This is a genomic window from Microbacterium sp. M, assembly GCF_045181065.1.
In the GTDB taxonomy this organism is placed as follows: domain Bacteria; phylum Actinomycetota; class Actinomycetes; order Actinomycetales; family Microbacteriaceae; genus Microbacterium.
This window is the reverse complement of sequence record NZ_CP173721.1, coordinates 3,977,158-3,988,922: the sequence shown is the minus strand read 5'-3', so window position 1 is coordinate 3,988,922 and position 11,765 is coordinate 3,977,158. Positions and strand designations below refer to the sequence as shown.

Here is an 11,765-nt window from a genome sequence, read left to right as displayed (position 1 = left end):
GGCGCTCCGTGCGGACGAGGATCGGAAAGTCGCCGCGATCGGCAGGCCCCCCTGTGGATAACTTCGGATGCCACGGTAGTCATCACAGCTGTGAACGGCAACCTGCCGCGGAAATCCGGCGGGCGTGTTGCGCTTCGTCCGATGCTTCCGGCTGTGGATAATGGCTGTGCGGATCGGATGCCGGAGTCGGCGCTGCCACGCGGGGATTTGCCCTGCGTGCCAGACTGACGTACCCTAAATCGGTTGACTTATGCCCAATTGGGCAGCCCCCATGTCCCCGGTAGATCTGCATCCGGTGACTGACTTCCCGGAGTGATCCATGAGCAAGCGTACTTTCCAGCCCAACAACCGTCGTCGCGCCAAGAAGCACGGCTTCCGTGCCCGCATGCGCACACGCGCCGGCCGCGGCATCCTGGCCGCCCGTCGTGCGAAGGGCCGCACCGAGCTTTCGGCGTAACCCGCTGTGCTCGCCCGTCCGCATCGTCTGACCCGTGGCGACGACTACCGAATGGTGGTCCGGCGCGGTTCGCGATGCGGCGGCGGCCGTGTCGTCACGTCGGTTCTGACGACGGCGGAAACGGAGCGAGCAGCCCGATTCGGGTTCATCATCAGCAAGCAGGTGGGTAACGCTGTGATCCGCAACACTGTGCGTCGGCGACTCAAAGCCGTCTGCGCGGAATTGCTTTCAGAGGTCCCTCAGGGCACGGATGTCGTCATCCGTGCCCTTCCTGCATCCGCGACGGCTTCGTTCACGGAACTGCGTAGGGATGTGCAGCGCTGCGTCACCCGCCTGATCCGACCGGTGGCGACGTGAGCGCCCTGCCTTCGTATGCCTTCGGCGAGGCGCACCTGCATGCGGGTGACGTGCTGCGCAGCATCCCGCTGCTCCCCCGGAATCTCGTCCTGGGATTTCTCACGGCGTATCGCAAGGTCATCTCTCCGCTCTACGGAGATGTGTGTGCCTATTACCCATCGTGTTCCGCCTACGCTGTAGGTGCGGTGCAGCAGCACGGCGCGGTGAAGGGAGCGGTGCTCTCGGCATGGCGCATCCTGCGGTGCAACCCCTGGACTCAGGGTGGCGTCGACGACGTCCACCCGCACAAGCATTTCCATTACGACCTGACCGCTCACGGTTTCGTCGTTCCTCTTCGAAAGGACTGAACAGTGGGTCTTGACCTTCTGCTCGCCTCTGCGACATCGACACCAGCGCCCGAGAACACGGGGTTCGATCTGCTCGGAACGATCCTGTGGCCGTTGAAGTGGGCGGTCGAGGCCGTTCTCGTCTTCTGGCACTGGCTGTTCACGGCGATGGGGCTGCCGGCTGCCGCCGGCATCACCTGGATCCTGTCGATCGTCGGTCTGGTGATCGTGGTGCGCGGTGCGGTCTTCCCGCTGTTCGTGCGCCAGATCAAGAGCCAGCGAAAGATGATGGAAATCGCTCCTGAACTGCGAAAAGTTCAGGAGAAGTACAAGGGCAAGAAGGATCAGCTCTCTCGTGAGGCGATGAGCCGCGAGACCATGGCTCTGTACAAGAAGCACGGCACGACGCCGATGTCGAGCTGTCTTCCGCTGCTGGTGCAGATGCCGATCTTCTTCGCGCTGTTCAGTGTGCTCAACGATGTCACCAAGCACGCCGTCGCGGGTGGTGGTGGCGTCGGGTTGCTGAGTCCAGAGCTGACCAAGGAGTTCTACGACGCGACGATCTTCGGGACCGTCTCGCTGCACGGCACGCTCGGTCAGGCGATCGAGACGCAGAACGTCACCGCCATCGTGCTGCTCGTGATCCTCGTGGTCCTCATGATCGCCTCGCAGTTCTTCACCCAGCTGCAGATCATCTCGAAGAATCTATCGCCGGAGGCCAAGACCGGCCAGGCGTACCAGATGCAGAAGATCATGCTCTACGTCCTTCCGCTGGGCTTCATCTTCTCGGGTGTCTTCTTCCCGCTGGGTGTCGTCGTGTACTGGTTCGTGTCGAACCTGTGGACCATGGCTCAGCAGTTCCTGGTCATCCGTGAGATGCCGACCCCCGGTTCCGAGGCGGCGAAGGCTCGCGAGGAGCGACTCGCTCGCAAGGGCAAGGCGATCAACGCCGAGGGCAAGGTCGTTCCGATGTCGGTCTACGAGGCCGAGCAGCAGCGGAAGCTGGAAGAGGTCGAGAAGGCCAAGGCCGAGGCGCCGAAGCGACAGCAGCCGGTGGGCAAGAAGCGCGCGAAGAAGAAGGGCACCAACTGATGAGCGTCGAGAACGTCACCGAACGCCCTGTTCCGACCGTCGCGGACCTCGAGGCCGAGGGCGATGTCGCAGCGGACTTCCTCGAAGAGCTGCTCGACATCGCAGACATCGATGGAGATCTGAACCTCGACGTGCGTCAGGGACGGGCATACGTCTCGGTCGAGGCCGAGGGGGATGGCATCGAGCTCCTGTCCGCGCCGGACACCGTCCAGGCGCTGCAGGAGCTCACCCGGCTGGCCGTTCAGAGCAAGACGGGTTCGTTCTCCCGACTGATCCTCGACATCGGTGGATCGCGCGATGCGCGTCGCCGTCAGCTCGAACGCCTCGTGGATGCTGCTGTCGTCAAGCTCGATGAGGGTGCGTCCCAGGCATCTCTGCCTGCGATGTCGAGCTACGAGCGCAAACTGGTACACGACATCGTCGCCGACCGTGGACTCACTTCGGAGTCCTACGGTGAAGGCGTAGATCGTCACACCGTCATCCGTCGTCGTTGATGTTTCACGTGAAACATTGCGGGAGCGGCTCATGAGCGACATCGAAACGGAGCCGGCGGCAGCGGCCGCACTCTTCGGTGATCGAATCGAACTCGCGCGTGCATTCACCGATGCCCTTGCGGCGCAGGGAGAAGAGCGCGGATTGATCGGTCCGCTCGAGCTGCCTCGTCTGTGGACGCGTCACATCCTGAACTCAGCGATCGTCGCCCCACTTCTTCACGGCTCCGTTGCAGACATCGGCTCTGGCGCCGGCCTGCCTGGAATCGTCCTGGCGATCGCCCGCCCAGACGTGGAGTTCACGCTCATCGAACCGATGGAGCGTCGCATCACGTGGCTCAACGAGCAGGTGGACGCTCTCGGCCTCAGCAATGTGGAGGTACTTCGTGCGCGCGCTGAGGAGGTCGGGCGGCCTCAGTCGTTCGACGTCGTCACCGCTCGCGCGGTCAGTGCGCTTCGTACACTGCTCCCTCTGACCGCACCACTCGTTCGCGACGGTGGAGAACTCGCGCTTCTCAAAGGGATGAACGCGGCGAACGAGATCGACGCGGCGCAGAAGCAGATCAAGAAGTACAAGCTGAGCGATGTTCGCGTCGAGGTTCTGGGTGAGGGCGTCCTGCCGGAGACCACTCGGGTCGTGCGAGCCATCGTCCGCGCCTGACCGAGCGCGGATGTTTCACGTGAAACATTGCCGCGTGAAGGGTGTGCGTCCGGCGTAGGTTCTACCGCGCACGGTTGGCGAGAAAGACCGACTCCCATCGCTGGCGCTTCCGTGCTGAATCATCGAGCAGCGCTTCGATTACGCTTCTGCACCTGATTGATATGAAGCATGTACGTACGACGTGTGCGCGGCGAGGTTAGGGGTGTTGCGCGTACTGACCAGGCGCAGCTGGACTTCGGAGTCGGAACAGAGCGGCTCGCCTGATTCAGGTAGCGCTCCGATGCGCGTGTTTCACGTGAAATATCCGCGCGCGCTCGATGCCCGGCGGGCGCCTAGCATTGGGTCCGTGTGATCGCTACTCGAGCGGATCCGGGTGTTCGGGATTCCGGTCGGTGGGTGGCGCCCGGCGTCGTGAGCAGGCTGGACGGCGTCTGCGACGCCCGAGCAGCTGCGTGACAGTTGATTCGAGATCCTTCCTGCAGTGTCCGTTCGTCTGAGCGCCGATGTTTCACGTGAAACACTTGTCTGTACGGTGCTTCTGATCGCGAAAGATGGTGGATCAATGGACTGGACCTATCGTCCGAGCCTGTCGACGGATGCCGGGTGGATGGCCGAGTTGCGGGCCCATGTGATGCGCCCGGACTTGGAGCGGCTGGGGAGGTATGACGACCGCAGGGTCCGCGAGCGTTTCCTTTCCTCCTTCGAACCGCGTCATACGCGCGTGATCGTCCACCACGGAAGAGATGTCGGGCTCGTCGCGGTTCGACCCGAAGGTGAGGCCCGGTGGATCGAGCACTTCTATCTTGATTCGACGGAGCAGGGGCGGGGCATCGGCGGACAGGTTCTTGCCGAGATCCTCTCCACGACGGATGAACATGCAATCCACCGGTTGAACGTTCTGCAGGGAAGTCCGGCACGACGACTCTATGAGCGCCACGGGTTCGTGGTCGATCAGGAGGATGCTGTCGACGTGTTCATGGTGCGCCGGAGGCCGGTCGGGTAGTGCACCTACCCTGCAGGTTTCACGTGAAACATGCGAGACAGGGGGAGCTGATCGATCTCGACGCTGTACGACGTGAACTTGTCGTACGGAGGTGTACCAGTGGGACGCTTCGGTTCGGGTCCCATCAGGGACCTGTGCGTCATGTACTCGACCGAACGTCGGCCACCGTGCAAGCTTTTCCCGTCGCAGTCGCGACCAAGGTGCGGGCATCAGCGTCGGCTGACGCTCTGGTCTTCGGCTGTTCAATGGGCTGCGAGGCGGTTGTGCTCGTACGCGCCCACTGATCCTCCTGAGGGAGTCCATTCGTGACTGTTGATATCTGTTTCTTGGATCCATCAGATCCTTGACTCGCCGGCCCGATGTCCAGTGGGCGTCATCCGCTTCGGCTTGAGGGCTGGCTGCCTCGTCTGCCCGAGCCGGATGTTTCACGTGAAACAGGACGTGAGGCCGGCGACCGGGCGACTCGAATTGATGATGCGGGGTGCAGGCGCGGCACGCCACGTCGTGCGGTGCAGAAACGGGCCAGGCCGCTCCGTTTCACGTGAAACGATGGCGGCCTGGTGCCGGCCGGTGCCTCGGGCTGCGTTGTGTTCGGCGTCTAGGGGTTACTCCACCTGGGAAGACCGAGCGGCATCGGTGCCATCGAGCTGTTTGGGCAGGCTTCCGAGCATGATCGTCGGCGGCGGGGCTCTTCGCAGTGGACAACACCGTCTTGTCGTCGGTACATCCCTTGTCCTTTCTCATCACAGCGGACAAGGTCGCATCACGTTGTTCGATCTCGATGGGTGAGGGTGTGCCGACACAGGCGGGGAGCCTGCGCAGCGGGCAGGGTTGGCGAGGCTCACGCTCCAGAGCTGTTCATGTCGGCGACTTGAACACAGTGTTCGGGATGACTACTGCGTCCTGGCGGCGAGAGGTGGTGGGCCACGGGTGATGGCCAGGGCGATAGGCGAGGGCGCGCCCCAGATGCGCGCGCAGTGGGCCCCGTCCGTTTCACTTGAAACATCGGGCGCCTCGATCGCGCCGCCGGTGAACACGCTGCGCTCGACGGGATCATTGCGCTGTGGTCGAGCCCGTTCGCGCCCGGAGATCGGCGAGTGGTGGCGTCCTCCGCCGTGCCGCCATGAGGGCGAGGGATGCCTCAAGAGGAGTATCGGGAGGGCACCGGCGAAGTAGAGGGAGAGGGAGTCTCGGCGATCGGGTGGAGCTTTCTTCAGACAGTGCCATTCACGGCGAATGGGACCGACCTCGACCGTCTGAGCGCCCGAGAATCCAGGCCAGAGGGTTCGCGACCGGACCCGCACGGCGATGCGACACGTTGATGTTTCACGTGAAACAGGCTGTCCGATGACTCCGTCGGTCCCCGACGGGCCGATCCCGTGCGGGTGAAGGTCGGTCGCCTCGATTAGAGTGGAACGCGGCCCCGAAAGGAGTGGATGTTTCACGTGAAACAACCCGAAAAGGCACCACCGAACGATGGTTTCGGGATGGACACCCCACTCGCCCGCGAACTCGCTGATCTCAGCGCGCGCCGGCGGGCCCTGGAGGAGGTCACCCTCGACTTCGACGGTGCGCAGACCCGCGTTCTGACGGTCTCGAACCAGAAGGGCGGGGTCGGCAAGACCACCACGGCGGTGAATGTCGCCTCGGCGCTCGCCCACTTGGGGGCGAAGGTCCTCGTCATCGATCTCGACCCGCAGGGCAACGCATCCACTGCTCTCGGCATCCCGCACAGCGCGGATGTCACGAGCATCTATGACGTCCTGATCAACGATGTTCCGCTCGCGGAGATCGTCCAGCCGAGCCCTGAATCCGAGAACCTCTTCTGCGCACCCAGTACCATCCATCTCGCCGGCGCGGAGATCGAGCTCGTCGCTCAGGTCGCGCGCGAGCACCGGCTCGGACGAGCACTCGAGGCATATATCGCGGATCACTCGCTGGACTTCGTGATCATCGACTGCCCGCCCTCCCTGGGGCTGCTGACGATCAACGCATTCACCGCGGCATCCGAGGTCTTCATCCCGATCCAGTGCGAGTACTACGCACTGGAAGGTCTGAGCCAGTTGCTCGGCAGCATCCAGATGATCCAGAAACACCTCAATCCGAAGCTGCACCTGTCCACGATCCTCCTGACGATGTACGACGGGCGCACGCGGCTCGCGCAACAGGTCGCCGATGAGGTTCGCGGGCACTTCCCGGAGCAGGTCCTTCACACCGTCATTCCCCGATCCGTCCGCGTCTCCGAAGCCCCGAGCTTCGGACAGACGGTCATCGGATACGACGGGAACTCGGCCGGCGCCGTCGCATACCGCGAGGCCGCAGTCGAGATCGCGCAGCGCACAGCGGCGCGCACCAGTAGCACACAGAGCAAGGAGAACTGATGGCGAAGCGAACTGGACTCGGGCGGGGGATAGGAGCCCTCATCCCCACGACCGAGCAGACCGAGCGGCCCGTCGACGTCTTCTTCCCCGGTGCGAAGATCAAGCCGACGCCGCCGGTCGAGGTCGAGGCGACGCCGGAGCTCGCCGAGATCCCCGGCGTGCGTCTGGTCCACGTCGACCCGAACGCGATCGTCCCGAACCCACGCCAACCGCGTACGCACTTCGATCCTGAGCACCTCGCAGAACTCGTGCACAGCGTTCGCGAGTTCGGTGTGCTGCAGCCGGTCGTCGTGCGCACGAACGCCGACGGGGCGTACGAGCTCATCATGGGCGAGCGCCGCACCCGTGCGGCCCGCGAAGCCGGCCTCGAGACGATCCCGGTGATCGTCCGCGACACGACGGACGAGGACCTTCTTCGCGACGCGCTGCTCGAGAACCTGCACCGGTCGGAACTGAACCCGCTGGAAGAGGCATCGGCCTACCAGCAGCTGCTCGAGGACTTCGGCATCACGCAGGAGGAGCTCGCGACCCGCATCGGACGCTCGCGTCCGCGGATCAGCAACACCATCCGACTGCTCAAACTGCCCGTCCCGGTGCAGCAGCGGGTCGCCGCTGGTGTGCTTTCGGCCGGCCACGCCCGCGCGATCCTCAGCCTCGATGATCCTGACGCCATGCAGCGTCTCGCCGACAAGATCATCAACGAGGACCTCTCGGTCCGTGCCGCCGAGGAAGCAGCCAAGGCGACGCCCAGGGATGCCGGATCGAAGACCGCGAAGCCGCAGCCGGGCGCGCGACGCGCCTACCTGGACGAGGTGGGAAGCAAGCTCGGCGACCGCCTGAACACCCGTGTGAAGGTGAACCTCGGCTCGAGAAAAGGCCAGGTCGTCATAGATTTCGCATCCATCCAGGATTTGAACCGCATCCTCGCCGAGCTCGGCGAGGAGGGCTACGGCTCCTGACCGATCCGCGGCGGCTCTGTCGCCCGCACGCGGTATCCCAATAGACTCACGGCAAACGGGGGAGCGAACAATGTCGACGGAGAGGCTTCCTGGACGCATCAGCGGCCGGGTCATCGGAATCAGCATCGCGGCCGCCCTCGGTGGCTTCCTCTTCGGGTTCGACACGGCGGTGATCAACGGCGCCGTCGACGCCCTCGCCGGAGCGTTCGAGCTCGGCGCAGCACTGCAGGGCTTCGCCGTCTCATCGGCGCTGCTCGGCTGCGCCGTCGGCGCCTGGTTCGCCGGGTCGTTGGCGAACAGGATGGGACGCATCCCCGTCATGGTGATCGCGGCAGCGATGTTCCTCGCGTCGTCGATCGGCTCAGGCCTCGCGTTCGGCGTCATCGACCTGATCGTCTGGCGTGTGATCGGCGGACTCGGGGTCGGCGCGGCATCGGTCATCGCGCCGGCCTATATCGCCGAGGTCTCGCCGGCACGGATCCGCGGCCGGCTCGGTTCTCTGCAGCAGCTCGCGATCGTGCTGGGCATCTTCACGGCGCTGGTGTCGAACGCGATTCTCGCGACCATCGCAGGAGGCGCCTCCGATCCGCTCTGGTTCGGGCTGGATGCCTGGCGCTGGATGTTCATGGCGGAGGCCGTACCGGCGATCGTCTACGGCGTCATGGCACTGCGCCTCCCGGAATCGCCACGATTCCTGGTGGCACGAGGGCAGCTCGACAAGGCATCGCAGGTCCTGTACGACTTCACGGGCGAGACCGACGTCAACCTGAAGATCCAGGAGATCCAGGCGACCATCAATACGGAGAAGAAGGAGTCGCTGCGGGACCTGCGCGGCAACCTCTTCGGCCTGAAACCCATCGTGTGGGTCGGCATCCTGCTGAGCGTCTTCCAGCAGTTCGTCGGCATCAACGTGATCTTCTACTATTCGACCACCCTGTGGTTGTCGGTCGGTTTCGACGAGTCGAACGCGCTGCTGACCTCGGTGATCACATCCGTCACCAACATCGTCGTCACGATCGTCGCGATCCTGCTGGTCGACAAGGTGGGCCGCCGGCCGATGCTGCTGATCGGGTCGGTCGGCATGACGATCACTCTCGGGCTGATGGCCGTCGCGTTCTCGTTCGGCACTCTGCAGGACGGCAGCGTCGTGCTCCCGCAGCCGTGGTCCTTGATCGCGCTGGTCTGCGCCAATGGCTTCGTGGTGTTCTTCGGGGCGACCTGGGGCCCGCTGGTCTGGGTGCTGCTCGGGGAGATGTTCCCGAACTCGATCCGTGCTGGTGCGCTGGCTGTCGCGGCTGCCGCGCAGTGGATGGCGAACTTCTTCATCTCGACGACCTTCCCGGCCTTCGCTGAGATCGGACTCACCTTCGCCTACGGCTTCTATGCGTTCTTCGCCGCGCTGTCGTTCTTCTTCGTCTACTTCCAAGTGCCGGAGACGAAAGGCAGAGAACTCGAGACGATGACGGATTCCGTGAAGATCACGCACCGGGGGCACAAGGAGCGCGCGTAGGCTTGAGGGGTGACAGACGCCATTCCCCGCCGAGCGAGCCTTGAAGTGCTCCGTGCCGAAGCGTCCGATGAACTGGCGGTTCTCATCCAGGAGCGGCTGCTCGGCGGCGAGGACCCGTGGGATTTCATGGAGGACCTGCCGAGCATCGATGAGCTCGTGGTCTACCTGCTGCGTGCGGACAACATCGCCGCGAACGATGGGGTCCGTCCCAACGCCGCGCGGCACTATCGCGTCCTCAGGCAGATCGCCCTGGAGTATCCGCCGCTGACTCCGGCGGTCTGGAAGCTGCTCGGGGACGGCCCGAAGTACCGGCGATGGGATGCCTCGATCGCTGACGCCAGCTGACGGGCCGACGCGCCGACGGGCCGACGACGGGGGCTCGGCTTCGCCATCGCTGGTTAGTCAACGCCGGGCTCCGGGATGCTCCGTTCGCTCGCCGAGGGTCCCTCCCGCTTCGCGGGGCCCTCCCGACGCTCGCTCTCGGAGCATCCCTGCGCCCTCTCCCGGGCGGACGGGGGCGTGCATTGATGAGAGTGGGGAGAGGAAGGGGAGGGAGAGGGTGGATAGGGTGAGGACGTGCTCGTCGACTACGACCCGGGGTGGCCGGGGATGTTCCGGGAGATCGCCGCGGAACTGCGGATGCTCGGTGATCCGGACTGGGAGATCGAACACATCGGATCGACCGCCGTTCCGGGCATGAAGGCCAAGCCGATCATCGATGTCGCGGTGCGCCTCGTCGACGTGAACAGCCTGGGCGACCACCTCACCCGGCTGGAAGAGGCCGGCTGGGCGATCGGCAGCGGTGTGCGGACGCATCCTGTGCTGGTCTTCGAACCCGACGGCATCCGGACGCGCATCGCGCACTTCTTCCCGACGGAGCAGTGGGATGCCGCGAATCAGCGCATCCTCCGGGACTGGCTGCTGACCCATCCGGACGATGCGATCCGCTACCGGGCGGCGAAGGAGGCCGCAGCCGAGGACGCCATCGCCGGGCGGGCACGATACAACGCCGGGAAGACCGCCGTCATCCAGGAGATCGTCGATCGAGCGCGGGCCGTCCGCGGCCTCGCACCGGTCCCGGTTTACGACAAATAAGCCGAAGGCCCGCCCCTCAGAAGAGGAACGGGCCTTCGAAAACGTCAGAGGACGCTCAGCCGATGAACTCGGCGAGGTCCTGCTCGAGCGCGAACTTCGGCTTCGCGCCGATGATCGTCTTGCGCTCTTCGCCGGCCGAGAAGACCTTCATCGCCGGGATCGACGTGATCTGGTACTTCATCGCCAGCTCGGGGTTCTCATCCACGTTGAGCTTGAGGATCGTGATCTTCTCAGGGTGCTCGGACTGGATCTGGTCCAGAACGGGCGCCACCATGCGGCACGGACCGCACCACTCCGCCCAGAAGTCCACCAGAACGGTGCCCTCGGCCTGCAGCACATCCTGATCCCACGTCGCCTGGCTCGTCGCCTTAGCAGTCATCAGTCTTCTCCTTGATCGAAGTCTCACCTGCACCAACAGCAGGCGGGTGGAAAGTGTTCCCTAGCCGACGATGACCTCGGCGGCCTCCGCAGCCGGGACCTCGACGGAAGCATCCTCAAAATCCGCGAGGAAGTGCTCGGCATCCAGAGCCGCGACCGTGCCGGAGCCGGCGGCGGTGATGGCCTGACGGTAGTGCGGGTCGATGACGTCGCCGGCGGCGAAGACGCCGGGCTTGGAGGTCACCGACGTGCGGCCATCGACCCAGATGGTGCCTTCTGCCGTCAGGTCGAGCTTGCCGTGCACGAGGTGCGTACGCGGGTCGTTGCCGATCGCGACGAACAGACCGTCCAGCGGCAGGTCGCGCAGCGACCCGTCCGTCGTGGACCGCAGCTGCACTCCCGTGACCGCTGCGTCGCCCAGGATCTCGGCGACCTCGCTGTTCCAGATGAACTCGATCTTCTCGTTCGCGAAGGCGCGCTCCTGCATGATCTTCGAGGCGCGCAGCGAGTCCTTGCGATGGATGATGTAGACCTTCTCCGCGAAGCGCGTGAGGAAGGTCGCCTCCTCCATCGCCGAGTCGCCGCCGCCGACCACGGCGATCGTCTTCTCACGGAAGAAGAAGCCGTCGCAGGTCGCGCACCAGGAGACGCCGTAGCCGGACAGGCGCTCTTCGCCCTCGACACCGAGCTTGCGGTAGGCCGAGCCCGTCGCGTAGATCACCGTTCGCGCCTCGTGCGTCGTTCCGGACCCCAGGATGACCTTCTTCACCGGGCCGTCCAGTTCGAGCGAGGTCACGTCGTCGTACACGACCTCGGTGCCGAACTTCTCGGCCTGCTGCTGCAACTTGGCCATGAGCTCCGGGCCCTGGATGCCATCAGGGAACCCGGGGAAGTTCTCGACCTCGGTGGTGTTCATCAGCTCACCGCCGACCTCGACAGAGCTCGCGATGAGCAGCGGCTCGAGGTTCGCGCGCGCCGCGTAGATGGCGGCCGTGAATCCGGCCGGGCCGGAGCCGATGATGATGACCTGACGCATGTGCTCTCCTCGTTCCACT

Annotated in this window: 14 protein-coding genes; 12 read left to right on the top strand and 2 right to left on the bottom strand. The window is 64.6% G+C overall.

The window, feature by feature from the left end:
• Positions 1-319 precede the first annotated feature (319 nt).
• From rpmH to ACI7YT_RS19415, 12 genes are all read left to right on the top strand, one after another.
• Positions 320-457 (top strand): 50S ribosomal protein L34, encoded by a 138-nt coding sequence (rpmH, locus tag ACI7YT_RS19470; protein ID WP_013584598.1) that lies wholly within the window; start codon positions 320-322, stop codon positions 455-457.
• A gap of 6 nt (positions 458-463) precedes the next feature.
• Positions 464-814: a ribonuclease P protein component gene (gene rnpA, locus ACI7YT_RS19465; RefSeq protein WP_406248011.1), complete on the top strand. Its 351-nt coding sequence runs from the start codon at positions 464-466 to the stop codon at positions 812-814.
• Positions 811-1,161, top strand: a complete 351-nt coding sequence (yidD, locus tag ACI7YT_RS19460) for a membrane protein insertion efficiency factor YidD (protein ID WP_406248009.1) — start codon at positions 811-813, stop codon at positions 1,159-1,161. Before rnpA ends, yidD begins: the two co-directional genes overlap by 4 nt.
• A 3-nt stretch (positions 1,162-1,164) precedes the next feature.
• Entirely contained in the window at positions 1,165-2,232 is a 1,068-nt protein-coding gene (yidC, locus tag ACI7YT_RS19455) for a membrane protein insertase YidC (protein ID WP_406248007.1), read from the top strand.
• Entirely contained in the window at positions 2,232-2,726 is a 495-nt protein-coding gene (locus ACI7YT_RS19450; protein WP_406248005.1) for a protein jag, read from the top strand. The genes yidC and ACI7YT_RS19450 overlap by 1 nt, the downstream gene beginning before the upstream one ends.
• A 31-nt stretch (positions 2,727-2,757) precedes the next feature.
• Entirely contained in the window at positions 2,758-3,384 is a 627-nt protein-coding gene (gene rsmG / locus ACI7YT_RS19445; RefSeq protein ID WP_406248003.1) for a 16S rRNA (guanine(527)-N(7))-methyltransferase RsmG, read from the top strand.
• 481 nt (positions 3,385-3,865) lie between these two features.
• On the top strand, positions 3,866-4,387 hold the full coding sequence (locus tag ACI7YT_RS19440) for a GNAT family N-acetyltransferase (protein ID WP_406248002.1): 522 nt from the start codon (positions 3,866-3,868) through the stop codon (positions 4,385-4,387).
• A 1,487-nt stretch (positions 4,388-5,874) separates the two neighbouring features.
• The gene (locus tag ACI7YT_RS19435; protein WP_406248000.1) at positions 5,875-6,768 is read left to right on the top strand and encodes a ParA family protein; all 894 of its coding nucleotides are present in this window, start codon (positions 5,875-5,877) and stop codon (positions 6,766-6,768) included.
• Positions 6,768-7,727, top strand: coding sequence for a ParB/RepB/Spo0J family partition protein (locus ACI7YT_RS19430; protein ID WP_406247998.1), 960 nt, complete (start codon positions 6,768-6,770; stop codon positions 7,725-7,727). Before ACI7YT_RS19435 ends, ACI7YT_RS19430 begins: the two co-directional genes overlap by 1 nt.
• Positions 7,728-7,767: 40 nt before the next feature.
• Positions 7,768-9,237, top strand: coding sequence for a sugar porter family MFS transporter (locus ACI7YT_RS19425; RefSeq protein WP_406250630.1), 1,470 nt, complete (start codon positions 7,768-7,770; stop codon positions 9,235-9,237).
• Between the two features lie 9 nt (positions 9,238-9,246).
• Positions 9,247-9,582, top strand: a complete 336-nt coding sequence (locus tag ACI7YT_RS19420; RefSeq protein ID WP_406247997.1) for a tryptophan synthase subunit alpha — start codon at positions 9,247-9,249, stop codon at positions 9,580-9,582.
• 231 nt (positions 9,583-9,813) lie between these two features.
• Positions 9,814-10,332 (top strand): GrpB family protein, encoded by a 519-nt coding sequence (locus ACI7YT_RS19415; protein WP_406247996.1) that lies wholly within the window; start codon positions 9,814-9,816, stop codon positions 10,330-10,332.
• Between the two features lie 55 nt (positions 10,333-10,387).
• Here the strand turns inward: ACI7YT_RS19415 and trxA are convergent, their stop codons facing one another.
• Both trxA and trxB read right to left on the bottom strand, forming a co-directional pair.
• The gene (gene trxA / locus ACI7YT_RS19410; protein WP_243228441.1) at positions 10,388-10,711 is read right to left on the bottom strand and encodes a thioredoxin; all 324 of its coding nucleotides are present in this window, start codon (positions 10,709-10,711) and stop codon (positions 10,388-10,390) included.
• Between the two features lie 60 nt (positions 10,712-10,771).
• Positions 10,772-11,746 (bottom strand): thioredoxin-disulfide reductase, encoded by a 975-nt coding sequence (gene trxB, locus ACI7YT_RS19405; protein WP_406247995.1) that lies wholly within the window; start codon positions 11,744-11,746, stop codon positions 10,772-10,774.
• Positions 11,747-11,765 lie beyond the last annotated feature (19 nt).